The sequence below is a fragment of the Sporosarcina ureae genome, assembly GCF_002109325.1.
Classification (GTDB): Bacteria; Bacillota; Bacilli; order Bacillales_A; family Planococcaceae; genus Sporosarcina; species Sporosarcina ureae_C.
On record NZ_CP015348.1, the window covers coordinates 2,764,140 to 2,789,343 of the forward strand.

Genomic DNA, 25,204 nt, shown 5'->3' on the forward strand with positions numbered 1-25,204 from the left:
GAACGGCTATACATGCGAAATATTGTGTGTATAATGAGATACGAATTAAACATATAAAAACTACTTGAGAAGAGGTTCTGCATGATGGAAGAGCAATTACTATACAGAATAGAGTCGGATTTTATCGGTGACAAGAAAGTACCACAAGACGCGTATTATGGAATTCAAACATTGCGCGCAGCGGAAAACTTCCCGATCACGGGCTATCGCGTCAACCGCGACTTGATCCGTGCGATTGCAATTGTTAAAAAATCAGCTGCACAAGCTAACCGCGACATTGGTCAATTGGACGCGAATCTTGCCGAAGCGATTATCCAGGCGTCTGAAGAAGTAATCAATGGCGGATTGCGTGACCAATTCCTCGTCGACCCGATCCAAGGTGGAGCAGGAACGTCGGTCAATATGAACGCAAACGAAGTCATCGCCAACCGTGCGCTTGAAATTCTAGGCCACCAAAAAGGCGAATATGACATCATTAGCCCGAACACCCACGTAAACATGGCGCAGTCGACAAATGATGCATTCCCAACAGCCATCCATATCGCAACATTAATGAAAGTAGATAAATTACTAGAAGTGATGGAATCTCTTCATAAAACGTACTTGAAAAAGTCCATTGAGTTCCAATCGGTCTTGAAAATGGGCCGTACACACTTGCAAGACGCGGTTCCGATCCGTCTTGGACAAGAATTCGAAGCCTACGCAATGGTACTACGTCGTGACATCGAACGCGTTCGTGTATCACGTGTCTATTTATATGAAATCAACATGGGCGCAACAGCTGTCGGAACTGGCCTAAACGCAGACCCACTATATATCAAAAAAGTAGCTAGCTATCTTTCTGAAAACAGTGGCTTCGAACTAAAGTCTTCCACACACCTAGTAGACGCAACACAAAACACAGACTCGTACGTTCAAGTATCGGCAGCACTACGCGGCACGATGCTGAACCAGTCGAAAATCTGTAATGACCTGCGCCTCATGGCATCCGGTCCACGCACAGGTTTATCCGAAGTTTCATTACCTGCAAGACAGCCTGGATCATCCATCATGCCAGGTAAAGTCAACCCAGTAATGGCAGAAGTCATGAACCAAGTGTCGTTCCAAGTAGTCGGTAACGATATGACAATCGCGTTGGCGTCTGAAGCTGGCCAGTTCGAATTAAACGTCATGGAGCCAGTATTGGTGTTCAACTTGCTACAGTCATTGAAGATCATGACGAACGTCTTCGGCGTATTCCGCGACTATTGCCTAGACGGCATCACAGCACACGTCGAGCACTTGGAAGAGTACGTGGAGAAGAGTATCGGTATCATCACAGCGATCAATCCTCACGTTGGCTATGAAGTGGCGTCAGAGATTGCAAAAGAAGCATTGCTGACGAACAAGTCCATCCGCGAGATTTGTATCGAGAGAAATATCCTGTCTAAAGAAGATCTGGATACGATTCTACATCCGTTCGAGATGACGAAGCCTGGTATTTCGGGTAAAGAGTTGTTGAAGAAGAAGATTATTCTTTCTAAATAAGGCTTTGAACTAGATAGGATACTTTGGGTAGTGGTTCCGGGAATGGGGCTCCAGACGGGACGCTTTCCTGCGGGCATGGCTTGAGCTTCCTCGTCCGCTTCGCTACCTGCGGGATCTCAAGGCTCATGCTATTCCCGCGGGAGTCGCCCGTCTTCCGCCCCATTCCCTACTTTGGTAGTGGAAGACACTTAGAAATTGTACTGGTATTTTAAGTGCTAATTTCTATGTACTAATTTTTAAAAGACTTAATGTCATTGAATCTAACAATGTATCACCACTATCCAGTTGATTGGAGTGGAAGGCGGCGACTCTGGGAGGATCAGGGCGACAGGCGAGACAACTAAGAGAGCGCAGCGAACAGTTGGCTCACCGCGCCCCCTCCAGAACGCGTCCGCCTGCAACGGAAATCAACGGCTTTCAGAACACTATTTACTTATCCATGTCTCCCATCTCCACTACTCTCAGTGCGAAGGAGTACTTAACTATGAAAGTGCATAACATTATGGAAGTTGTCGTCCGTGACGTCATCTCCAAGTATAAAAACGAACTCAACATGCCTTGCACATGCGACCACTGCATGAACGACGTGCTCGCCATGACGCTCAACAACGTCAAACCGCAATACATCGTCGAAGAATCAAACAGCGCCTACATCCGCGCCGTCCACGAAGCCGACCGTCAAGGGGCAACCGCCATCTTGACGAAAGTCGCTTGGGCTGCCGGTATCGTCGGACAAAATCCTAGATGCTACAACATGAAAAACCCTTCCGATCACTAATCGGAAGGGTTTTTGCTTATCTCAATAACGAAACTGTATCTTTCAAATTACTATTCACCGAGTTGATCAACATCTGATCACCCTTCGAACGAATATCCTGCTGAACGAATGTCATCATTTCCTTCGCCACATCGGTATCGGCCAACTTCGAAAGGGAAGTCGTTAAATTGTTTTCGAACACCAATGCGTTCGTTAAGTGATGCTGAATTCCTTCCATTTCCGATCCGACTTTCGTCAGCGTGCTTGACACTATATTGATCGCCTTGTCCATCGTGGAAATTAATTGTTCTGCGTCTGTCCGTGTAGCCAGTGACGCACCGTCCAAGCCTAGCTTTGTCGTACTGACGTCGATATTGCCAATCGTCATCTGCTGTCCTGGATTGGCGCCTACTTGTAACTTGATCGCGGTATCATCGCCAAGGATTTTCATCGTATTGAACTCGAGTTTGCCTGCCGTATCATCAATGGCTTGTAGTATTTGCGACAATTCTTCGCTACTTGCTTGACGATCATTGTCAGTCAACGTGCCATTTGCAGAAGCTACTGCCAATTCACGTCCACGTTGCAAGAGATCATTGATATTATTCAAGCCTTCATTGGACACTTCAAGTACAGAAAGTCCGTCTTGCATATTGCGTTGCGCTTGGGATAATCCCTTAATCTGAGCCCGCATCGTTTCGGAAATGGCCATGCCGGAAGCGTTTTGACTTCCTTTTTCCACTTTCGACCCACTGCTGAGCTTAGCAAGCGTCTTTTCCATGTCCGTTGCATTCCTTTGCATACGGTTCGAGGAAAGCGCAATATTCTCTGAGCTGTGTATTCGCATCCCTTCACCCACTTTTACGTATTCTATTGTATATCTTCACTTATATCGTCCAAATTCATATAAAATGAACAAATTCGGTCGATAATAAAAGTAAAAATAGTATGGAGTGATCCCGCATGTACGTAAAACGTGCGATAACAGCCTATCAAACGACCGTCAGCACCACGACGCCAATGCTCGACACGATGATTGAGCTGTTGAATGAAATGGGCAATGTGCTACAAAGTATGCAAAATGAAATTAAACAGCAACCCACTATAGAATTATCCGATCCGTTAAAGAAACTTCAGTATGCGCTGTTCGAATTAATGGCCGTCGTGGATCATCAAACGGAAGAAGGGGAGCGGCTGTTTTTGTTGTATGTATTGCTGAATCAAACATTGGTTTCAGTGCAGTTGAAAAGACGGTATGAGCTATTACCTGAAATCTGTGAACAAGTGAATTTGTTGTCTGAAGCGTGGACTGAAGTACGTCAGCATCAGCGGTTGCAGCGCTATCAGACGGATACAGTATAAAGAGATTGTCTGAAAGCCCTGGAAATAGGGCTTATCTGACAATCTCTTTGTTGTTTTGGTTGGGGGGAGTTGCGGGTGGTGCTTATAGTTGCTGGGTTGAGTGCTCTATTGGGGTGTTTGTCCGCTCTATGCGGTGGGTTGAGTGCTCTATCGTGGCGTTTGTCCGCTCTATGCGGCAGGCTGAGTGCTCTATCGTGGTGTTTGGTCGCTCTATGGGACGAGCTGAGTGCTCTATCAAGCTATTTCTCCGCTCTATGGGACACGCCGAGCGCTCTATCAGGGCGTTTGTCCGCTCTATGCGACAGGTTAAGTGCTCTATCAGGTCGTTTCTCCGCTCTATGAAACAAGCCGAGCGCTCTATCAGCCCAGTTATCCGCTCTAAGCAACTCTATCCCAAAACCATTACTTCCCCTTAAACACAGGTTTCCGCTTCTCCGAAAAAGCAATCAACGCTTCCACACGATCCTCAGTCGGCATCGTCATCTCATACGCCTTCCGCTCAATCGCAAGCCCCGTCTGCAAGTCCGCCATCATGCCTTGCTTGATCGCAAACTTCGCCTGTTGAATCGCAATCGGTCCGTTAGCGAGCAATGAACCTACAAACGTATTCACCGTCTCTTCCAATGAATCCAAAGGAGCTTTCTGCGTCACCATACCTAACTGCAATGCTTCTTCAGCAGACACGCGTCGTGCGGTCAAAATCAGCTCCATCGCTTTCGATTCACCAATCAACCGAGGCAGCCGTTGCGTTCCACCAGCTCCAGGAATAATCGCGAGTCCAGTTTCCGTTAATCCCATCACCGCACTGTCCGCTGCAATCCGGAAGTCACAAGCTAGTGCGAGTTCCATGCCACCACCGAATGCAAAGCCATTGATAACCGCAATGGTTGGCTGAGGGAGTTGGTCGATCATCGTAAAGACGTCGCCGATCTTGTTCAGATTTCGACGGACCATGGATTCCGTCAACGTCTTGCGTTCTTTTAAGTCAGCGCCCACACTAAATGCTCTGTCGCCGCTGCCTGTAAATACTACTGCCCGTACGTCAGGATCAATCCGGATACCTTCAACTACTTGCCCAAGTTCGAGTAGTAGTTGGTAGTTGAATGCATTCATAGAATCGGGTCGATTTAGTGTCACATACGCTACTGAGTCTCTTTGTTCATAGATAATTTCCTGCATGGTCAAACGCCTCCTTGAAGTGTCTAGTCTAGTTACACGATAGCATGAAAGGGCTTACTTCGTCAGTTTTGAAGAGTGGAAGGGGAAGGGCATCGTTACGCTGCGTTCCAGGCGGACGCGTTCGGGAGGGCCCGCGGTAAGCCAACCAGTTCGCTTCGCTCTCTCTTGGTTGTCTTACCTGATCGGTCTGATCCTCCCCGAGTCGCCGCCTTCCACTCCGCTTCACTAGTGTTCTCTTTCAGATTGAGTCAGTTCAAATGTCTTGTGTTGAACTTGAACTAGATATCTAGCCTAAGTTCAATGAACAACACGAAGTGCCCCCCACTAAAAGTAGGATCGGAGCGTAGGAGGGGGCGACTCCGAGAGGATCAGCGTGCGCCTTGAGATCCCGCAGGTAGCGAAGCGGACGAGGAAGCTCAAGCCACGCCCTCCGGAAAGCGTCCCCCTCCGTAGCGCAAATCCTCTCCCGTATCCAATGTCCGCTTCACAGATGCCAACTCCAACGATTTCAGGTAGAATAAAGAACAGGAGTTGATCATATTGAAAACAGCGATTGTGACAGATACGACGGCGTATGTGCCGGATGACATAAAAGCAGAACTTGGGATCCATACCATCCCCTTACTCGTAACCATCGAAGGCAAAGAATTCAAAGAAGAAGTCGACCTTACAACCGAAGCATTCTACGAAATGGTACGCGGCAAAGGCCCGCTACCGAAAACATCACAACCCGCAATCGGTGACTTCCAAACCCTATACAGCGAACTCGCCAAAGACTACGACGCAGTCATTTCCATCCACCTTTCAAGCGGCATCAGCGGAACCTATATGGGCGCTGTACAGGCTGCCGAACTCGTGCCGGAAATTGAAGTGCTACCGTTCGACTCGGAAATTTCAGCCTATCCCCAAGGCTTCTACGCCATCCGTGCTGCAGAGCTTGCGAATGAAGGCGTACACCCACATGCGATCATAGAAGAACTAAAAGAAATGCAAAAAGACGTCAGTGCCTATTTCATGGTGGCGGACTTATCGCATCTGCAACGTGGCGGTCGTTTATCCGGTGCACAGGCATTAGTTGGCGGCTTACTACAAGTAAAGCCGATCTTGCATTTCGTAGACAAAATCATCGTGCCGTTTGAGAAAATCCGTACGACGCGAAAAGCGATGAAGCGCATTTCAGATTTACTCGCGGAAGACGCAAAGAATTCATTGCTAGATGCAGCTGTGATCCATGCGAATCGCTATGACGACGCAGTAGAATGGAAGAAACAATTAGAAGAAAAACACCCGAATGTCGATTTCACGATCAGTCACTTTGGTCCGGTCATCGGCACCCATCTTGGAGAAGGGGCGATGGGACTCGGCTGGGTGAAACGACGCGGAACCTGAACAGGGGGAAGTACATGGCCGAACACTTAAAAGAATTTCTGGCAGGGCGCATTTGGTTGCGTCATCTCTTGCCGTTCCCGGAAAGTGTCGTGGACGAAGCCATTAGTCAAGGCGACATCCATATAGAAAAAGGCGTGACCACAAAAAAAGTATGGCATGGGACGCACTATCGTTGTCAGCGTTGCCATAATGAAAATCGGGCGCGCTTCACCATATTTATGTGTGCTCAATGCGAAGCACCTTGCGCCTACTGCAGAAATTGTCTGAACATGGGGCGCGTGTCTTGCTGTTCCGATTTACTAACGTGGACAGGCACGCCACCCAGTTATCCAACAACCCACCGGATGAACTGGCAAGGCAATTTAACACCTTCGCAGCAAAAAGCGACGAATGAATTGCTTGAAAGCACGAAACAAGGGGTCTCTCATTTACTTTACGCGGTGTGTGGGTCAGGCAAGACGGAAATGCTGTTTCGGCCGATTCACTATTTGCTAAACGAAGGCCAGCGCGTATGTCTCGCGGCGCCGCGTGTGGACGTTATTTTGGAACTGTTGCCGCGGTTAACGACGGCTTTTCCTGATACGAAAGTAGAAGCGTTGTATGGCGGGGCGGAAGTAGAACACTTCGATGCACAGCTGATTCTAGCGACTACCCATCAGCTCTATCGTTTTCACGAAGCGTTTGACGCGATCTTCGTCGATGAAGCCGACGCGTTTCCATATACGGCGGATGAAACATTGCAGCGAGCGGTCCGAAAAGCCGCAAAACCGAATGCACCGATTCATTTCGTCACAGCGACCCCTTCGAGTCAGTTGCTTGCTATGAATAAAAAGCAAGGCAATATCTCGGTTCTCGCAAGACGTTATCACGGCCAGCCACTACCTGTACCGCGCAGCGTTGCGTTATGGAATTATGAGAAACTGCTGAAAAAGAAACGTATTCCAGCGAAATTACTACGCTGGACGACCGAACGTCTCGATAAGCAACAACCGTTCCTCATCTTCTTTCATCAAATCGAACTGATGGAACTGGCGGAACCGTTATTTCAGAAACTAGATGAACGAATTTGTGCAGTGCATGCGGAACATGATGACCGCAAGGAACGCGTGCAGTTGCTGAGACAGAAAGAGATTCCCGGTCTTCTGACGACAACGATTCTCGAGCGAGGGATTACGATACCGAACGTGCAAGTGGCGGTTGTTGGGGCGGAGCAAACGATCTTCAATAAAGGCGCGTTGATTCAAATCGGTGGACGCGTCGGTCGATCCGTGCCGAACACGTCAGGCGACTTTGTACTATTCCACCAAGGCATTACGCGCGCTATGGATGAAGCGAAACGGGAAATCCGCAAGCTGAACCACACCGAGGTGCCGCAATGACGTGTTTACTCTGCGACAAACCTCTACACGACCAGCCCACTTGGCAACATTTCCTCGGTATTCAGAAAGAAACATCCGCTTGTCCTATCTGTTTCGAGAAGTTCGAACGCATTGATCGTATCGAACAAGACGACGTACTCGATTCTGTTCATTCGCTCTATGCATATAATGAAGCAGCGAGAGAGTACTTGCATCAGTTCAAGTTCATGCAAGACGTGGCGCTTGCACAAATCTTCGCGTCGTCGTTACGCAGTGTACTGAACGATTCCAAGAAAATGATCGTGCCGATTCCTATGCATCCGTTCAATAAAATAAGGCGAACTTTTTCTCAAGTGGATGCGTTACTAGAAGCAGCGAATATTCCGTATCAATCACTACTCGGGAAAACGACGGAATCAGTTATGGGTGAAAAATCTCGTAGCGAACGCTTGGCGATGACTGAACTATTTCAAGTAACGGCCGATATACCAAGTAATGAAGCAGTGTATGTGCTTGTGGACGATATTTACACGACGGGTACAACATTGCGTCACGCGGCACGAGCACTGAAACAGCGTGGGATACACCGAGTGGAAGCTGTGACGTTATTCAGACCTATAAGAGAGAAGTGATGGAGATGGCGGAAGCAAGAAATTGCCCGACATGTGGCAGTATGTTTAATTACACGGGCCTTCGGGAAGTGTGTTCTACGTGTGCACAATTGGAAGAGACGTTGTACGAAACCGTCTACAAGTTTTTACGCAGACGGGAAAACCGTGCGGCGAATATCGACCGGATCGTGGAAGTAACAGGCGTGACGGAAGAATTACTGCATAAATGGGTACGTAAAGGAAGACTGCAACCTGCACTATTCCCGAACCTTGGCTATCCATGTGATCGATGTGGCGCATTAACATCGTCAGGGAAAATCTGTGACAAATGTACGGAAGAAATTCAAGCAGACTTGCAGACGTTTGACGCAGCGACAGAGCTTCGTGAAGCGATTAAAGCGCATGAACAAGGCACATACCACGCACGAAAAGAACGTAGATGACAAGCAAGCGATACGAGCAGTTGGTACTGCTCGTTTTTTCGTTCGAAATGCCCCTAAACGTTTCGTGGAATCTGCCGAAATAAAGAGTAGAACCTAAAATAACACCAGAATGGAAAGGAGCGAGACGTATGAAAGTAGAAGGATTTAAACCCCAAGCTGTCAATCCGTATAGGAATCAGCAAATGAAAGTAGACCAGACGAAACAGGCATCACAAATGAAAACGGATAAACTCGAGATTTCATCCGAAGCGAAGAAGTTATCTGCGGCTTCACCGATCGAATCGGCTAGACAACAGCGTGTACAGGAACTAAAAGCGCAAGTACAGTCTGGAGAGTATCAGGTAGATGCGAGCAAACTCGCTTCCCATATGCTGTCGTATTTCAATAAGCTATAAAGAAAGTAGGGTTACACATGTCCATTGAACCAATTTTGACAACGCTCAATCACTTGGAAACACTGCATACGAGCTTGCTCCGTCTTTCAAACGACAAGACCGCATTGCTAAAAAGCGGCGACATCGAGGGAATTGACCAGCTGTTGAAGGAGGAGCAATCTCACCTAGCGGCTATTGTGCAAATGGACCAGAAGCGTGTACAGGAAGTGAAGCAGTATTTGACCGCACAAGGAAGTGCAGTACCTGCCGAACCGACGATGACACAATTAATCGAACTGGCAAGAATTCCGGACAAAGATCCGTTAGCAGAGGCGAGGGACCGTCTCCTGCATGCGATTCATGAGTTGAAACAGCAAAACGACCTCAACCAGCAACTGACCTACCAATCTCTTCAATTTGTGAATCTATCGCTGGACATGGTCCGTCCGCGTCCGGAAACCGTCAACTATTCGAAAAACGAAGTACAAGGGCAGTCACAAAGCGGAGCCAAAACGAAGCTCTCTTCATTCGACTCCCAAGCATAAGGAGGACACAACATGCGCTCGACATTCATGGGACTTGAAACTAGCAAACGCGGATTGTATACACAGCAATCCGCTCTTTATACGACAGGGCATAATATTGGGAACGCGAACACGCCTGGTTACTCACGACAGCGTGTGAACATGCAGTCGACTTCTGGGTTTCCAGGAGTAGGAATGAATGCAGGCACGATGCCAGGATTCCTTGGGACAGGTGTAGAAGCAGGGAGTATTCAGCGGATTCGTGACTCGTTTGTAGATCATCAGTTTCGTAGTGAATCAACGAAGCTCGGCTACTGGGAATCTCGTTCGAATGCGATTGCGCAGATGGAAGATGTCATTGGTGAGCCTTCTGAGTATGGGTTGCAGCAGTCGATGAGCGACTTTTGGCAATCTTTGCAGACACTTGCGGCGAATCCGGAGAACGGTGGAGCTCGCGCGGTAGTTGTAGAGCGTGGAGCTGCGGTGGCGGATTCGTTTAATTATATTTATAAATCTGTTTCTGAGATTAAAGGAAACTTAGGCGATGAAATTGACTTTGGTACGAAGACGATCAATTCTTTGCTTAGTCAAATTGGTGAGTTAAATAAACAAATCGCTACGGTAGAACCGAATGGTTATTTACCGAATGATTTATATGATGCACGTGATGGGTTACTGGATCAGTTATCGAGTTTAGTGCCGATTGAAACTAGTTATGAAAAAACTGGGGGACGTGCGCCTGCTATTGCGGAAGGTACGGTCACAGTTAAAATTAAGACAACTGGTGACGCTATTACAGTAGTACAGAAAACAGATGTATCTCAAATTAGTATTGATGACACTGATGACGGAGCGCTACCAGACTTTATGACAGGTTTTACTTTCAGTGGCGGTCCGGCAGACGGTGAGCAACTTTCAGTCAATGAAATGGTCAAAAGTGGAGAATTGAAATCACTTATTGATTCATACGGATATATAGATGCAGATGACAATGAAATAGGTCTCTATCCAGACATGATGACTAAATTGGATAAACTGGCAAATGAATTCGCCAAGGAATTCAACAAAGTGCATCAACAAGGTACGGATTTGGAAGGGAAGCCAGGATTACCTTTCTTTGTCGCTAACGATTCAGGAGAATTTACTGCAAGTTCCATTGCAGTGAATGAAGTGATCAGAAAAGATCCAAATAAACTGGCTGCATCAGACTCAACAACCGGTGCTGAAGTCGGTAACGGGAAAAATGCTAAAAACCTAGGTGATGTGTTTTTCGCGAAAAATAAGGAATTAGATGGTTCTAGCGTTCAAGGCTTTTATGCACAAGTAATTGGTCAACTAGGAGTAGAAGGCCAACAAGCAATAAAAATGACGGAGAGCTCAGGTACATTACTTTTATCTGTGTCCAACAGACGCGACTCCATCAGTTCGGTTTCACTAGACGAAGAAATGACCGACATGATCCGTTTCCAACAAGCATACAACGCATCTGCCCGCATGATCACCGTGATGGATGAAGCACTCGACAAAATCATCAACGGAATGGGTACGGTCGGCAGATAATTAAGGAGGAATCTTCATGCGTGTAACACAATCTATGCTATCTCAAAACATGCTACGTAACTTATCTAGCAGCTATAATAAAATGGGGAAATTACAAGAACAATTGAATACCGGCAAGAAAGTAACTCGTCCTTCCGATGATCCCGTAACGGTCATGAAAGGTATGGGCTACGGAATGCAAGTTGATAAAGTAGAGCAATATCAAAAGAATATGGGCGAAGTGAATAACTGGCTCGACAGTTCGGATGATGCGCTTGATGGAGTGGGACAAGTTTTGCAGCGATTGAAAGAACTTGCGACGAATGCTTCGAATACTGGTGCGATGACTGAAAGTGATAGATCAGCAATTAAAACAGAGATTGATCAACTGCGCGAACACTTACAGGACGTGGCCAATACGAAAGTAGGCGACAAACATATATTTAGTGGGAGTATGACGGATAAGCCACTTTACAACAAAGAAAACAAAAGCTTCGAAACTGGAGACGCATACAAAAGCGATGTGTCAATTGAAGTATTTGACGGAGTTAATCTGCGTGTCAGTACGGATGTCAGCAAAATGTTCAGTGATATTGACGGTTTACTCGATAAAGTCAAAGATCTTACTGGTAACGGTTCGTCCGATGACGGAAACAGCTTTGGTAAAATGATCAGCGATATCGACGGTCAATTGGATGTCGTACTATCAAAACGCGCAGACATTGGTGCGCGTTCGAACCGCGCAGAACTCATGCATAACCGTCTCGAAATGCAAGAAGGCGCCGCGAAAAAGCAGCGTTCCCAAAATGAAGATGTCGACTATGAAAAAACGATTACCGACCTGATCACTTCGGAATCTATCCACCGCGCCACTTTATCAGTAGGCGCACGAATCATGCAACCTTCTTTAATGGATTTCTTGCGCTGAAAGATTAGGCGGACACTATGCAAGTGTCCGCTGTTTTTATACCGAAAAGTAAGGGAAGGTGGAGACCGTGAACATACCGCAGCTTCAAATCCAAACGACACCTGCAAAAATCGATTTGCAGGTGACAAAGCCTGTCCAAGAAATTCAGCAACCGAAAGCTACGCTGAGCATAGAACAGCCAGCAGCGATTCTTGAAATGTCCACTACACGTCCGCAACTATCACTCGATACAACAGAAAACCGTGCGGATCTAGACCTGAAAAGCGTATTCCGTCGCACTTCTGAAAACGCACAGTACGGCATGCAAAAAGCACAAGAAGGTTCAGCTCGTCGCGCACAAGAAGGTCAACAACTCATGAAGATCGAGAACGGTGCTTCGATTGCAGATATCGTCAAACAAAATACCGAGCGTCCCATGGCGGATCTACAAGTGAAATTCGTCGGAGACCGTACAAAAGTGAAAATGAGTTTTTCTGAAGGATCACTGGATATTAATGTGACACCGCAGAAACCGAAAATTGATGCACAGATCAATAAACCGATTCACAATTACACACCGGGTAAAGTGTCCGTTGAAATGGCACAGTACGGATCGATCCAAATTGATTGGAAAGCTTAATAAAGGAGAGAGATCTAGTGACACCACAACTAAAAGAAATCGCAACAAAATTCCATGGTAAAATAGAAGTAGATCTATCTAAAGCATGGCACTTCCCGAAAGGACTTCCAGGATTCGAAGAGGAAGAAGAATTCGTCATCTTGCCGATTGGAGAGAATGAACAATTTCAAGTATTGCAGTCCACGAAAGAAGCAGGTGTAGCATTCGTCGTAGCGAATCCATACAAAATTGTAGAAGAGTATGACTTTAAAATAGATGATCCAACAGTTGATTTACTCGAAGTGAAAAGCCCGGAAGAGTTGATGGTACTCGGTATTGTCTTCATTAAAGAACCATTTGAAGATTCTACAATTAACTTACAAGCACCTCTTCTGTTTCAAACAAACAACAGAAAAGCGAAACAAATGGTATTGAATGATAAGCGCTATCTTATCAAACATCCAATCAATAAAAAGAAGTTGGATGAAATAAAAGAAAAAACAACTAGCGGAAAGAGTGAATAATATGTTAGTACTCTCACGCAAAGCGGGCGATACAATTAAAATTGCAGATAATATAGAAGTGAAAATTCTCGAAGTAAAAGGCGATACGGTGAGGGTAGGGATCGAAGCGCCTAAATCAGTGGAGATTGTACGGGGGGAACTGATTCAGTCTATTAAGGAAACGAACGCTGAATCATTGACGTTGGATTTGGACTGGTACAAAAACTTAAAGGATAACAAGTAAATTGTGATTGCATCATCACGTTAGCCAGTGCAAGTCACGTAATATCCACATTTCAAATAAATAGAAAAAAGATTTCAAGAAACTACTAAACACTATAGTCACATATCCGATATTAGTAGTGTAAGCGGTAGAGAGTGTCCGGCCGGTACTCAAAACCGTAAAACAAATAAGGGACACAAGGACGTGTACCCAACAAACACTCAAGGAGGAAATTATAATGATTATCAATCACAACATGGCAGCGATGAACACGCACCGCCAACTAGGTTCAAACAACGCAGCAGCAGCTAACAACATTGAGAAATTGTCTTCAGGTTTGAAGATTAACCGTGCTGGAGATGATGCAGCTGGACTAGCAATCTCTGAGAAAATGCGTGGACAGATTCGTGGATTGGATATGGCACAAAAGAACTCACAGGATGGAATTTCTTTGATTCAAACTGCTGAGGGATCTTTAAACGAAACACATGATATTCTACAACGTATGCGTGAACTAGCAGTACAAGCTGGTAACGATACAAACGTTGCTGGAGACCGTGAAGAAATTCAAAAAGAACTTAACCAACTAACATCAGAAATTAACCGTATTGGTAATACAACAGAGTTTAACCAAAAGAAATTGATAAATGGTGACTTATCATCGAAATTTGAAGTGACAGCTGCAGTTACTACACCAGCTACAAAAGTAGATGTTACAAAGGCTGTTGAGCAGACAATTAAAGTCGGTACGGAACCTATTGCATGGAGTTCAGGTTCAAAAGCTGATATTGATGTTACAATAGGTGGAACAGCTGATAATGGTTTTGCTTGGAATAATTTAGACACTGGTAATGAAGGTTCTATTGCTATTAAAAAAAGCGGTGACAGCTTTGAGGTTTCTTATAACGGAACAGATGGTGCTTCAAAGTCTTTAGACATTAATGCTGATAAAGTGGCACTTGATGAAGCTACTGGAACATACTCTTATAATAACCAGGGAATTTCATTCTCATTCTCTAAAGAAGATGCTGCTGACTGGGCAGAAGGCGGAACAGTAACAATTGATTTAAGCAAATCTGCATCAAGCGGAGATGCTACTGGTACTGTGAATACTGTGCCTAAGAGTGTTGAACTTGCATCAACTGGTACCGCAGCACCTGCAGCTACTGCAGTTATGGGCGACATTACGGTTGCTGGCGGTGGTGCAAATCTTGCAAACGTAGATAGCCTAGAAATTGAATGGGATGAAGCAAATAACAAATTTACAGCAATCCAAAAAGCGGGAGCAGATGTCGTATCTACAACTGAATTCTCCTTGGAGAGTGGAGATACATTAAACTTTAACCAAGATGGAATTTCATTTACGTTTACGGGAACTACAGGTACTGGTGCTACTGATGCAAAATTCACAGGTACATTTGATCTGAAAACAGAAACAAATAAAGTTGAAGTTGCTGGAGAAGTAACAACAGCAGCGGTTACAAAGGATCAGTCGGCTCAATTCCAAATCGGAGCTAACGAAGGACAATCCATGTCTGTTGGTATTGAGGATATGCGTGCGGTTGCTCTTGGTATCGCAACGGTAGGAACAGTAAATGATAAACTAGGAGTAACAAATGGAACAGACAATGTAGTTGCGGAGCAAGCACTTGACGTTTCTTCACACGAAAAAGCAGCTGCAGCCGTTTCTACTATTCAAGATGCAATTGATAAAGTGTCTAGCGAACGTTCAAAACTCGGTGCATCACAAAACCGTTTAGAACATACAATCAACAACTTAGGAACATCGTCAGAAAACTTAACATCTGCGGAATCACGTATCCGCGACGTGGATTATGTCTTAGCTGCATAAGCAGTGACAGACACAGTCGTCCTGACTGGTAACGGTCAGAGAGTACGATCGGGTGAATTGCTGGAAACCCCTGAAACTGTTCTTGCTACAACGTAACTGGAAACGGTCAGCGTGAATGCTTGAAAAAAGAACAGATTGGGCAATCAGCAGCCAAGCTCCTGTCTTGAAAGAGTGGAGAAGGTTCAACGACTAGGATAGACCATCTAAGGCGCAAGCTATGGTGATGAAATCCGTAGGAAACACAAGAGGGAGTAGCTTGTGAATCCGAAGTGCCCGGCCCCTACCGAGAGTGAAGGGTGAAGATATAGTCTAGTCATTAGTGAAAGCTAATGTTCGCACGATGGCGAAAGAGATGATGGACTTTACGAAGAACAACATCTTAACTCAAGCAGCACAAGCAATGCTATCTCAATCGAACCAAATGCCCCAAGGCGTGCTACAACTCCTTCGGTAAATGGTTCAGGGACGCCTATTCGGTAACGGATAGGACGCATAACTGGGTGAATTGCTGGAACCTCCTGAAGTCCACTTTCCGACAACGCAGCTGGAAACGGCAAACGTGAACGGTTGAAAAAAAGTGGAATTGGACAATCAGCAGCCAAGCTCCTGTGAGGAAACTCTGGAGAAGGTTCAACGACTAGGATATACCGTCTAAGGCAAACAAGCTATGACGATGAAATCCGTAGGGCGTCAATTGACGTTCGAAGTGCCCAGCATCCTAGTTATTTAGGTACAAGGATGGAGATATAGTCTGAGCCTATTAGAGACAATAGGACTACTTGCAAGCAAATCAACAGCCTCAGGGCGTACTACAATTACTACGTTAATAGTACTTTTTAATCAAAAAGAGACTTCTTTTAAGAAGTCTCTTTTTTCTTACATAAAATTTTGTTCCTGAAGATCTTTGGTTTTATAAACTATAGACCAATAACTGCGCCCTAACTGATCAGCAATATGTTGAATAGTACAGCCTTTCCGTTTCATGTCTATTAGTGCTGCTATTTCTTGTGGTGTATAAGGCCGCATTCTGTCTTTCGAACTAATGAAGAGTTCATATTTGGGGTATTTGAGATTCCATCTTTGTTTTTCCATGTAGAAACGGTACTGCCAATTCGTTTTATAACTCATTGAAGGGCATGTAACGGTAATGGGTTCTATGTCCTGAAGAAATAATAATGTATCTGCGGTACGGTTTGTGCGCAAGTAATAGCCGTTCCCATCAGGTCGTTTTGTAAGTGTGAATTTTGCTAAAGTTAAGTTTCCGATTTGGACTATTAGGTTCTTTAATTCTTCATGTGTGAAATTTTGAAGGTATAAAGCAACGTGAGGAGTGATATATATTTTTTTAGTATTGTCGTTTACACGGGTTGTAAGCATTAATGACCCATCATCCATGTAGATCGTTGCTAGGCTGTGCAAGTCATTCAAATTAGTAAGCTGGTGTTTTGGTAATCGTTTCACTCTCGATTTACTTTCTTCTTTAGCGATGTAAAAATCATCTTCCAGCTTGCTCCACAAATTATCAACTCGTGAACTAATAACATTACCTTTTAGAGTGAAAGAGAGATAAGGCTCTAGCTTCATGACTTTCCAAGCCCGATAATCCTTCTGTTTGATAGAAAAGTGTTCGTTGTATGCGCTTCTGATACCTTTAGATTTTGTAGACATGTGCGTCAGCATGCCATCTCCAATAATAGAGCCGAGCATAATATTTTGCTGTGTAGTAGAAAGATCATCCAATGTATTCAGTGGGCGTGGTGTAATACTATTCTGTTGATAAAAACACTCTTGTACAATCTCACCCAAAGTCAAACCTGTGGAAGCTTGGATTGAACAAAGAGTATCTCGATTTCCTTCAGTTAGGTTCACTTGATAGCGTTTAGATTCATTGTCCTCTTGCCTGGCGTAGTTTAGCCTTTGGAAATTATCGTTTGTTACTTCAATAGAGGAGGCGTATTGCTGAATTATTTGATTGATTTCTTTAGTAGGTGAGGGAATGGATATATGATTAGGTAGCCGTATAGTCGTCCGTTTCGCGATTGATTTGTGAACTTCTGCATTTCTGATTTTATAGGCGAACCCAGGGTGGATCCATTTTGCAACGATGCTAAGAAAGTATTTGATTTGCAGCTGGTCATACAAAATAAGTCTTCGTTGTCCATCTATCGCAAACAGCATATTGAATTTACTATTTAATGCGTATTGAAGTAATGGAAGTTCGTCCTCGGTCCATTGCTCAGTGGAGAGGATCAATTTCTCCAACGTGCCGTTTTCTTTCACTTTCAAGTGACCGGATTCCTGGTACCACCACGCGAGTGTCTGAGCAGTCATATATTGTTCAACAAACTCCAGAGGAATGCCTTTGAAGCCGTTCTGATACCAAGCAGTGTGTAATGCTTCTGCGTTAGTAATAGGCGCAGATTCAATCACTATACGCTCTGTAAAGCCGAGTTCACTCCGCGTATCTGTTGTTTGTTCTTTCTTTATAATAAAGTCCAGTACATACGCTTTTAACTGCCGGTGACAGGAATGAGCCCATTCGCTGTGTTTTACATGGAAAGTGAAACGAAAATACTTGCGGTTAGTAGCAGAAGAAATAATACGTCCGCTGCTGAGTAGCAAGGCGCAAAGCAGACTGTTTAATTGTTTAGTAGAAGAAGATGAGTCTATTTCTAAATTATTGTTCGTGCAATTGGCAACGTATTGTTCCTTTGCCGCTTTACCATCTTCCAGTAGAAATCCGTAAGATCGTGAATTCGTAGAGTATAGAAATTTTCCAATCGTCATAGTTAGCCCTCCTATAAGATAAGAATATATGTTCTTATTATATAATTAAGGATGGCGAATAGCTACTTATAACGTGAAAATAGAATTAGTAAACAGATGTAAAGGAGTGACAGTAAACGATGAATAATTCAGAAGAACTGGATCAGTTGAAACGTCAACTGGAGCAAGTTAAACAGCAAGATCGGATTCTGGAAGAAATAGAAAAGCGTTTGTATAAAATGAAAGAGATTGCGGAGTATGCGTCGAAGTATCGGCTTAGTGGGGAAGAGACACGGGAGTTGGAGAAGCAGATTGAGGCGCATGAGGTGGCGATTGAGTCGTTGAAGAATTATTTAAGTTCTTGACATATAATTGTGTTGGTACCAGGTCCTCACACAACTCTAGTTTAATTCAGAGTTGTTTACGATTTGTGTTGGAACCTGGTACCTTCCTTTAAAGTGATCTTATTTGTTTAATAATTACACAGGAGTGAAATAAAGCATGAATAATATTTTGTTAAGAATCGACAAGAAACCACATAGGGAAGGAGAACACCTTTCGTATATAGCATACGAAAAAATTGATGAGAAGCTTGGCGGTATGAGTCTATACTATTGCAATAAAGATATATTCGGTCCAGGATATTCCCATAAGAAGCTCGGATCTTCTACAGGAATTATAATGAGTGAGGAAAACGAAAATAATATTTTCTTTGAAATTTTGGAAATAGATCTAAGTGAAATAAAGGATTCTGCTATGAAAGCTGTAAGTAATAGTCCGGACAATTATTCAGAGCAATACATGTATCTTATAAAAAGGATTCAAGCATTAGGATATAAAGCACTACAATGATTAATTCTCTACCTGTGGATCGAAAATCAGACAACTACTCTGAATTGTTCTAGAGTTTTATGGTGCATAGGCAAGCAAGATTAAAATGCGCAATGATGAATATTTGCTCGACAAGAGTTTTAGAAGGCAGTGTCCACTAGTGTTGTACGGGAAATATATATAAAACATATATGTTTATTTATTCCTTAATTATTAGTGCCACAGAATAAAAAAAAGGGAACAGGGTTATGTAACTGAACCAGTTCCCTTTTCTTAAGTTATATAGTTATTTCTAGATTTGTAGGTACCAGGTTCCCACGCAACTCTAGTTCAATTCAGAATTGTTTTCAACTTGTGTGAGGACCTGGTACCTTCCTTATGATATATACGTTAGTAATCACGTTTATGCTGATACCAGTATTCCAATAAGTCAACAAGGGGCTACGGATTCCAAAAGTTTAGTAATAGAAAAAGGAAGCTGGATAGGGGCTAATTCAGTTATATTATCCGGGGTAAGAATAGGTGAGAATTTAGTTGTTGCCGCAGGGAGTATTGTATGGTAGGGGGAAATACAGCCCGGTTTATTAAGAATATATTATAGAATTTAGATTAGATTTAGTAAAAGTCTACCTGGCCTCACGCAATACAGAAACTAGTCCAACAATTCATTGTTTTATAAAATGATAACTCATCTTATATTGGTAATGATCGGGTAGCTATTTACCTTAAACAAAAATAGTTAATGAATTTCACGAAACAAGATACTTTTACTGTTTTTAAATCACGATTCTAAATAGTTTCCTAGGCGTGTAATACAAAGGCGATATCACTAAAAACTGAATGATTTGAAAGTGGAATTGGACAATCAGCAGCCAAGCTCCTGTGAGTAGACTCTGGAGAAGGTTCAACGACTAGGATATACCGTCTAAGGCATGTGCTATGACGATGAAATGGAGTAATTACAGTACATCCTCATTACAAAGTGAATTCTACAAGGGTTTTAATCATAGGTCAATGGATTGCAGAAATAAATTAAGTATGGACTTTGGTAGAAATACTAATAATCAATAAAGTGATTAGACAGCATAGATCATTTTGTTGGAAACATTTGTTAGATAACATAATGTATTATCTGTTTTTAAGTAGTATAATAGGTTTTACTGCAGTTTAAAGGTGGTGTGCTTTAAATGTCTAACAAAAGAAGAGATCCAACTCCTAATGAGAGTTCATTATTACTTACAGAGGTTGAAAATATGTGCCCTTCTTGTGCAAAATCACTTATGTATGAGAAAAATGGTAGACAGAATAAGCTATGGGAAGCTGCACATATTTATCCTCTTAATCCTACAGAATCTGAGATTGAATTATTAAAGGATGAAGAGAGGTTACATGAGGATGTAAATAACATAAGGAATTTTATTCCTCTATGTAGTGATTGCCACAAGAAGTTTGACAACCCTAGAACTGTTGAAGAATATAGGTGGTTATTAAATATAAAGAAAAACATTTTGTCAAAGAGTGAGACTAGAGCAAAGTATGCTGATTATCAAATTGAGACAGAAATAAAGGAAGTCATTACAATACTTGTAGAGGAATTTAATGAGAGTGCTCTTAAACAGTTAGAAATGGAAGCATTAAAGTTGGATGTAAAGTCAGATGAAACGTTGTCAAGAATTACAAAAAGAAGGATAAGAAATGAAATAACAGATTACTATTATTATATTAAAGAGCATTTTGCTCAATTAGATAGCCAATATCCAAAATCATTCAATGCAATAGCCTCACAAGTTAGTGCATTTTATAACACTTTAAGCAGAACTGAGCCATCCCAAGAAGTGATTTATAATCAATTAACAGAGTGGCTCTCTAAAAAAACTGGCAATAGTTCTTTACTGGCCTGTGGAATAGTAATCTCTTTTTTTGTCCAAAATTGTGAGGTGTTTTCATGATTGTGCCTAACAAGGTAATTAGATTTAGTGACTCTGTCATTGGGAAAATGCCAATAATTCTTGAGTATTTACTAAAAGAAGATATGACAGTTAAGGACTTATACTTTATAACACAAGATTATTTTGAAGAGATTGATGAGTTTATTTATTCACTTGATGTATTATTTCTACTAGGTGCAATAAGAGTAGATTTTGATAAAGGAGTTGTTACCTATGTTAGATAGTATTAAAAGTACAATATTTACAGAGGAAGTTATAGATTTCCATGAGGGATTGAATGTTGTATTGGGTGATGATAAAGGATCTAACTCTATTGGTAAATCAACTTTACTTATGATTATAGATTTTGTCTTTGGTGGTAATACATATATCTCTCATAATAGTGATGTGGTAGCAAACCTAGGACATCATGAGTTAGGGTTTACTTTTAAGTTTGAAACTGAATATCATTTTGTTAGAGGCACAGAAAATCCAGATGTAGTATATAAAAGCAATGATAAATATGAAAAATTTGATAAAAGTGAAATGAAATTAAATGAGTATACTAAGTTACTAAAGAGTTTATATAAAATTGAATCAGACCAATTAACTTTTAGAGCTGCAGTTAATACCTATTCTAGAGTGTGGGGAAAGGAAAATAATAATGTTAAAAAACCCCTTCATAGTGTTGCTCAAGAAAAATATGGTCAAATTGTAACAAATCTGATAAAGCTTTTTAATAAGTATGATGATATAGAATTGCAAGATAAGGAAGTTAAAAAAATTGAAGATCAAAGAAAAGTCTTAAATAAAGCAGGTAAGCACAAGTTAATACCCAAAATAACTAAAGCAAAGTTTACAAAAAATTTAAAAGAAATGAAGCAGCTTACTAATGAAATTGAGAGGTTAGGAAAAAATGCATACAGTCCTTCAGGAGATATAAGTGATATTGTTTCTGCTGAAATGATTTCCATTAGAGAAAAAAAGAAAAAACTCATAGATGAGAGAGAGTATTTTATTTCAAGATTAAACAGAACTACAAGAACTATTAAAAGATCAGCAAGTGCTGGATTTGAAGATCTTCTAGAATTTTTCCCAAATGTAAATATGGAAAAATTACAGAGTATAGAATCATTCCATCAAGGAATCAGTTCTATTCTTACTGAAGAATTAGAGAATGCAAAAACAGAGTTGGTTAAAAAAATAGCTGTATTAGAGAAGGAAATTGATATTGTAATTAAAAAGCAAGAACAGCTAATAGATCCTGATGAAGAACTTAATTTATTTATTGACAGTTTAATTGAATTATCATCAAACTTAAAAACCCTCCAACTAGAAAATCAGTATTACAGTAAGTTGTCAGGAATTAAAGAAGATATCGATATTAAAAAGGGTAAACTTGAAGAGCTAAAAGAAGTAATTATAAAAGAAATTAGCAAAGCTATCAATACAAAATTAAAAGAGATTAATGGTTTAATTTATGGGGGCAAAAGGGATGCACCTGAATTAAATTTAACTTACAGCAAATATGACTATAAGTTTTTTGATAATACAGGTACTGGTAAAGCATATGCTAATTTAATTATTTTTGACTTAGCAATTCTAACACTAACAAAAATGCCTTTAATTATACATGACTCCTTTTTATTTAAGAATATTGAAAAAGAAACTGTTGAACAAATTATTAAGTTTTACAATTCATTATCAAAACAAGTGTTTATTGCTATTGATTTTATTGATATGTATAACAAGGAAACACAAATAATTATAAAGAAGGAAACAGTACTCTCTTTATCTAATGATAAGTTATTGACTAGATTAGATTGGAGAGATTAGTGAAGGATACCTGTGTGTCACGCAATTTAGTGGTTCGTACAAGATCCCTATGAGTATTGCGGACAAAATGAGCCACTAGTGCGGAGTTTTGAGCCACTGAATGCGGACAATAGAGCCAGTAAAAGCGGAAGCGAGAGCCACCAATCGTGTGAAGCGATAGAAACAGCCCTAGAAAACGAGGTTTCTAGGGCTGTTTGCGGTTCTAATCAACGTAGTGAAGGATCTATTTCATCGTCTATAACGCGAATAGCCCATAACACTAGTTCATCCGTAAGCGTCAAAAAATGAACACGTTGTTTCATATAAAAGAAAATGCCCCAAAGAATCGATTAAAGATTCTTCGGGGCATTTTCTATTTCTTTGACTGGATATAACAATTCTTTGGTAAGGTCTTCGACCAAGGCATCAAGTCTTCAAACTCCTCGATTTTTTCAAGATTACGTTGAGGAAGTTCTTCGAAAAGGAACTGCAGGTAGAAGAAGGGGTTTATGCCATTCTCTTTTGCGGTCTCTACGAGACTATAGGCGATTGCACTTGAAGTAGCACCTCTTGTGGAAACTGCAAAAAGCCAGTTTTTTCTACCGATTACGAAAGGTTTTATTGATCGCTCTGCTCGATTATTGTCGATCTCGATACGACCATCTTTCATAAATGTTATCAGTTTAGGCCATTGTTTAAGCGTATAGGAGATGGCAGTCCCAGTTGCAGTCTTCGGAGCGACTTTTTCTTTTTGTTCTTTTAGCCATACCAAAAAATCATCCAGCACAGGCTGACTGTCGTATTTCCTTATTTCAAGTCGTTCTTCAGGCATTTTATCTTTCGTCTTGCGTTCAATTGCGAACAATCGGTTGCAGAAATCGAGTCCCTTTTTAGCGACCGTCGTTCGACCTGCACCAGCTGGCGCACCTTTTAATGCCTTGAGTGCCTCATCGAATTTACGGCGAGCATGGGCCCAGCAGCCAGCGAGCTCCACATTTTGAATAGACTCGTAGGCTGCATAGCCATCCACATGGAGATAACCCTGGTAGCCTTTTAAAAAATTTTGCGGATTCTCTTTGGCACGACTTGCTTGATAATCAAAGAGTACGATCGGTGTCTTAGAGTCTCTACCTGTCCGATAAAGCCACATATAGGATTTTGATTCCGCCCTTTTCCCTGGTTCGTCGAGAACTTGCAGGACAGTTTCGTCCGCATGGAGAACCTTTTCCTCACGAAGACGACGATAGAGTTCATCATAGAACGGCTTGAGCCATCGCGTCGTACTCGAAAGCATCCAGTTCGATAGCGTCTGTCGATTCAATGGAATGCCCATCCGTTCGAGTTGTTTCTCTTGTCGATAAAGAGGAAGCCCATCAGCAAACTTCTGCGTCATCACGTATGCAATGGCAGATGGAGACGCTAATCCCTTCGGGATCACCGGGTTCGGCATCTCAGCTTTCTTAATAGGTGTTTTGATCGCATGTTCTTCACAATGACGGCAACTGTAGATATGCTGTACATGTTCGACAACTGTTACTTGCGCCGGGATGATCTTCAGTTCTTTGCGTATCTGTGTGCTCATCTCGTGCATGGAATGATCGCATTCTAAACAGACCTTCTCCGAATCAGAGAGGTCATAGTGAATCGTCTCGACCGGCAGGTCTTTCAACTTATCTGCACGTCCGATTCTCTTCTTGCGTGTATAGTTTATCGTCTCAAGCGTAGGCTCTACAAGAAGGATCGCTGAAGAAACTTCTGCCTCATTGAACAACGGTAATTCAAACTGGTCCTTGTTCGTCTTCTCACTAGAAGTTCCGAAGCGTTTCTGTTGGAGTAGAGTGAACTGTTGCTTGTACCATTCCATCTGAGCCTCAAGCTTTTTCTTCTCTTGCTCGAGTTGTTCGTTCTTCTTCTCGAGCTCTTCAATTGTAAGTTGGGTTTTCTTGTCTGGTTTTCTCATAGGAACAATAATAGCATAAAATTATTCCAAGGAGTAGACTCAAATTACTTTTTTCGCCGAGACTGAAGGGTGTGCGTCACGTTGGTTCAACGGTAACCCATCCAGGAGCCAGTTCAACTGTCGGCTCGAAATGGAAAGTGGTTGAACAGACTCAAGATCCGGCCAATCGAACAGCCCTTTCTCGAGTCTTCGGTAATAGAGCCAGAATCCATTGTGATCCCAGAATAGAATCTTGAGTTTATCTCTCTTCCGATTACAGAAGACAAAAAGTGCTTTGGAGAAAGGATCAAGTTGGAACAGCTCTTGGACAATGACAGCTAGTCCGTCAATCGACTTCCGAAGATCTGTCGGACCAGCAGCCAGATAGACGCGCCCAACGGCGCGATCATTCATCATATCTGACGTAGCGTCCGGATCACTTGAAGTAACAGAGTTTCATCATAGCCACTTGTCACCTCGATATCCACATGATTTACTTTCAAGGAAATCGAGTTCTCTATCGATTCTTCCACTACACAGGAGACCCAACTGGTCTCCTGACGTGCGGTATGATTAACTGGTGACTGCTTCCTTAGCCAATACTTCATATTGTGCACGGCAACCTCTGCAGTTTCACACCATTCAGAAAGCGCTAGTCCACTGTTTTGATATTCATCGATCTTCGCAGACCAGTATGCTTCTTTCTCTTTTCTTTTCAAATAAATACCTCCCAAAATGTGTTCTATGGGAGGAGTATC

27 protein-coding genes and 1 pseudogene are annotated in these 25,204 nt (G+C 42.5%); 22 read left to right on the forward strand and 6 right to left on the reverse strand.

The window, feature by feature from the left end:
* Window positions 1–81: 81 nt before the first annotated feature.
* Both aspA and SporoP32a_RS17095 read left to right on the forward strand, forming a co-directional pair.
* Window positions 82–1,527, forward strand: coding sequence for an aspartate ammonia-lyase (aspA, locus tag SporoP32a_RS13525; RefSeq protein WP_085428377.1), 1,446 nt, complete (start codon window positions 82–84; stop codon window positions 1,525–1,527).
* Between the two features lie 484 nt (window positions 1,528–2,011).
* Window positions 2,012–2,305 carry a late competence development ComFB family protein gene (locus SporoP32a_RS17095; protein WP_198166173.1) on the forward strand — a complete coding sequence of 98 codons (294 nt, stop codon included), beginning with the start codon at window positions 2,012–2,014 and terminating at the stop codon, window positions 2,303–2,305.
* Between the two features lie 16 nt (window positions 2,306–2,321).
* On the opposite strand, the gene SporoP32a_RS13535 is transcribed toward SporoP32a_RS17095, so the two are convergent.
* A complete protein-coding gene (locus SporoP32a_RS13535) occupies window positions 2,322–3,086 on the reverse strand; it encodes a flagellin (protein ID WP_335696110.1) in 765 nt (254 codons plus the stop codon).
* A gap of 161 nt (window positions 3,087–3,247) precedes the next feature.
* Between SporoP32a_RS13535 and SporoP32a_RS13540 the strand changes: the two genes are divergently transcribed.
* On the forward strand, window positions 3,248–3,646 hold the full coding sequence (locus SporoP32a_RS13540; RefSeq protein ID WP_085428380.1) for a flagellar protein FliS: 399 nt from the start codon (window positions 3,248–3,250) through the stop codon (window positions 3,644–3,646).
* Between the two features lie 402 nt (window positions 3,647–4,048).
* Here the strand turns inward: SporoP32a_RS13540 and SporoP32a_RS13545 are convergent, their stop codons facing one another.
* A complete protein-coding gene (locus SporoP32a_RS13545) occupies window positions 4,049–4,825 on the reverse strand; it encodes an enoyl-CoA hydratase-related protein (RefSeq protein WP_085428381.1) in 777 nt (258 codons plus the stop codon).
* A 540-nt stretch (window positions 4,826–5,365) separates the two neighbouring features.
* Here SporoP32a_RS13545 and SporoP32a_RS13550 point away from each other — a divergent pair.
* From SporoP32a_RS13550 to SporoP32a_RS13610, 13 genes and pseudogenes are all read left to right on the forward strand, one after another.
* A complete protein-coding gene (locus SporoP32a_RS13550) occupies window positions 5,366–6,214 on the forward strand; it encodes a DegV family protein (protein ID WP_085428382.1) in 849 nt (282 codons plus the stop codon).
* 14 nt (window positions 6,215–6,228) lie between these two features.
* Window positions 6,229–7,593, forward strand: coding sequence for an ATP-dependent helicase ComFA (locus SporoP32a_RS13555; RefSeq protein ID WP_198166174.1), 1,365 nt, complete (start codon window positions 6,229–6,231; stop codon window positions 7,591–7,593).
* On the forward strand, window positions 7,590–8,204 hold the full coding sequence (locus SporoP32a_RS13560) for a ComF family protein (protein ID WP_085428383.1): 615 nt from the start codon (window positions 7,590–7,592) through the stop codon (window positions 8,202–8,204). The genes SporoP32a_RS13555 and SporoP32a_RS13560 overlap by 4 nt, the downstream gene beginning before the upstream one ends.
* Window positions 8,205–8,209: 5 nt before the next feature.
* Entirely contained in the window at window positions 8,210–8,626 is a 417-nt protein-coding gene (locus SporoP32a_RS13565; protein ID WP_085429092.1) for a TIGR03826 family flagellar region protein, read from the forward strand.
* A gap of 128 nt (window positions 8,627–8,754) precedes the next feature.
* Window positions 8,755–9,021 (forward strand): flagellar biosynthesis anti-sigma factor FlgM, encoded by a 267-nt coding sequence (gene flgM, locus SporoP32a_RS13570; protein ID WP_085428384.1) that lies wholly within the window; start codon window positions 8,755–8,757, stop codon window positions 9,019–9,021.
* Window positions 9,022–9,038: 17 nt separating this feature from the next.
* Entirely contained in the window at window positions 9,039–9,545 is a 507-nt protein-coding gene (locus tag SporoP32a_RS13575; RefSeq protein WP_085428385.1) for a flagellar protein FlgN, read from the forward strand.
* A gap of 12 nt (window positions 9,546–9,557) precedes the next feature.
* The gene (flgK, locus tag SporoP32a_RS13580; RefSeq protein WP_085428386.1) at window positions 9,558–11,084 is read left to right on the forward strand and encodes a flagellar hook-associated protein FlgK; all 1,527 of its coding nucleotides are present in this window, start codon (window positions 9,558–9,560) and stop codon (window positions 11,082–11,084) included.
* Between the two features lie 16 nt (window positions 11,085–11,100).
* Window positions 11,101–11,991, forward strand: a complete 891-nt coding sequence (gene flgL, locus SporoP32a_RS13585; protein WP_085428387.1) for a flagellar hook-associated protein FlgL — start codon at window positions 11,101–11,103, stop codon at window positions 11,989–11,991.
* Between the two features lie 67 nt (window positions 11,992–12,058).
* Entirely contained in the window at window positions 12,059–12,610 is a 552-nt protein-coding gene (locus tag SporoP32a_RS13590; protein ID WP_085428388.1) for a DUF6470 family protein, read from the forward strand.
* Window positions 12,611–12,627: 17 nt separating this feature from the next.
* The gene (fliW, locus tag SporoP32a_RS13595; protein WP_085428389.1) at window positions 12,628–13,113 is read left to right on the forward strand and encodes a flagellar assembly protein FliW; all 486 of its coding nucleotides are present in this window, start codon (window positions 12,628–12,630) and stop codon (window positions 13,111–13,113) included.
* A gap of 1 nt (window position 13,114) precedes the next feature.
* Window positions 13,115–13,336: a carbon storage regulator CsrA gene (csrA, locus tag SporoP32a_RS13600; protein ID WP_085428390.1), complete on the forward strand. Its 222-nt coding sequence runs from the start codon at window positions 13,115–13,117 to the stop codon at window positions 13,334–13,336.
* A gap of 217 nt (window positions 13,337–13,553) precedes the next feature.
* Entirely contained in the window at window positions 13,554–15,167 is a 1,614-nt protein-coding gene (locus SporoP32a_RS17410; protein ID WP_085428391.1) for a flagellin N-terminal helical domain-containing protein, read from the forward strand.
* A gap of 340 nt (window positions 15,168–15,507) precedes the next feature.
* Window positions 15,508–15,621, forward strand: a pseudogene (locus SporoP32a_RS13610) (flagellin); the annotation flags it as partial.
* Between the two features lie 422 nt (window positions 15,622–16,043).
* On the opposite strand, the gene SporoP32a_RS13615 reads toward SporoP32a_RS13610, so the two are convergent.
* Window positions 16,044–17,954 (reverse strand): hypothetical protein, encoded by a 1,911-nt coding sequence (locus tag SporoP32a_RS13615; protein ID WP_085428393.1) that lies wholly within the window; start codon window positions 17,952–17,954, stop codon window positions 16,044–16,046.
* 119 nt (window positions 17,955–18,073) lie between these two features.
* Between SporoP32a_RS13615 and SporoP32a_RS13620 the strand changes: the two genes are divergently transcribed.
* From SporoP32a_RS13620 to SporoP32a_RS13645, 6 genes are all read left to right on the forward strand, one after another.
* Window positions 18,074–18,298: a hypothetical protein gene (locus tag SporoP32a_RS13620; protein WP_085428394.1), complete on the forward strand. Its 225-nt coding sequence runs from the start codon at window positions 18,074–18,076 to the stop codon at window positions 18,296–18,298.
* Window positions 18,299–18,434: 136 nt separating this feature from the next.
* Complete coding sequence (locus tag SporoP32a_RS13625) at window positions 18,435–18,785, forward strand: hypothetical protein (protein ID WP_085428395.1); 351 nt, start codon at window positions 18,435–18,437, stop codon at window positions 18,783–18,785.
* Between the two features lie 335 nt (window positions 18,786–19,120).
* A complete protein-coding gene (locus tag SporoP32a_RS13630) occupies window positions 19,121–19,327 on the forward strand; it encodes a DapH/DapD/GlmU-related protein (protein WP_232319540.1) in 207 nt (68 codons plus the stop codon).
* A 624-nt stretch (window positions 19,328–19,951) separates the two neighbouring features.
* Window positions 19,952–20,713 (forward strand): ABC-three component system protein, encoded by a 762-nt coding sequence (locus tag SporoP32a_RS13635; protein ID WP_085428397.1) that lies wholly within the window; start codon window positions 19,952–19,954, stop codon window positions 20,711–20,713.
* Window positions 20,710–20,937 carry an ABC-three component system middle component 7 gene (locus tag SporoP32a_RS13640; protein WP_085428398.1) on the forward strand — a complete coding sequence of 76 codons (228 nt, stop codon included), beginning with the start codon at window positions 20,710–20,712 and terminating at the stop codon, window positions 20,935–20,937. The genes SporoP32a_RS13635 and SporoP32a_RS13640 overlap by 4 nt, the downstream gene beginning before the upstream one ends.
* Window positions 20,927–22,528: a DUF2326 domain-containing protein gene (locus SporoP32a_RS13645; protein WP_085428399.1), complete on the forward strand. Its 1,602-nt coding sequence runs from the start codon at window positions 20,927–20,929 to the stop codon at window positions 22,526–22,528. The genes SporoP32a_RS13640 and SporoP32a_RS13645 overlap by 11 nt, the downstream gene beginning before the upstream one ends.
* A 352-nt stretch (window positions 22,529–22,880) precedes the next feature.
* Here SporoP32a_RS13645 and tnpC read toward each other — a convergent pair whose 3' ends face one another.
* From tnpC to tnpA, 3 genes are read right to left on the reverse strand one after another with little or no spacing between them, the layout of a single operon-like run.
* Complete coding sequence (gene tnpC, locus SporoP32a_RS13650; protein ID WP_085426924.1) at window positions 22,881–24,467, reverse strand: IS66 family transposase; 1,587 nt, start codon at window positions 24,465–24,467, stop codon at window positions 22,881–22,883.
* A gap of 39 nt (window positions 24,468–24,506) precedes the next feature.
* Window positions 24,507–24,863: an IS66 family insertion sequence element accessory protein TnpB gene (gene tnpB / locus SporoP32a_RS13655; protein WP_085426923.1), complete on the reverse strand. Its 357-nt coding sequence runs from the start codon at window positions 24,861–24,863 to the stop codon at window positions 24,507–24,509.
* Window positions 24,860–25,165 carry an IS66 family insertion sequence element accessory protein TnpA gene (gene tnpA, locus SporoP32a_RS13660; protein WP_085426922.1) on the reverse strand — a complete coding sequence of 102 codons (306 nt, stop codon included), beginning with the start codon at window positions 25,163–25,165 and terminating at the stop codon, window positions 24,860–24,862. The genes tnpB and tnpA overlap by 4 nt, the downstream gene beginning before the upstream one ends.
* Window positions 25,166–25,204 lie beyond the last annotated feature (39 nt).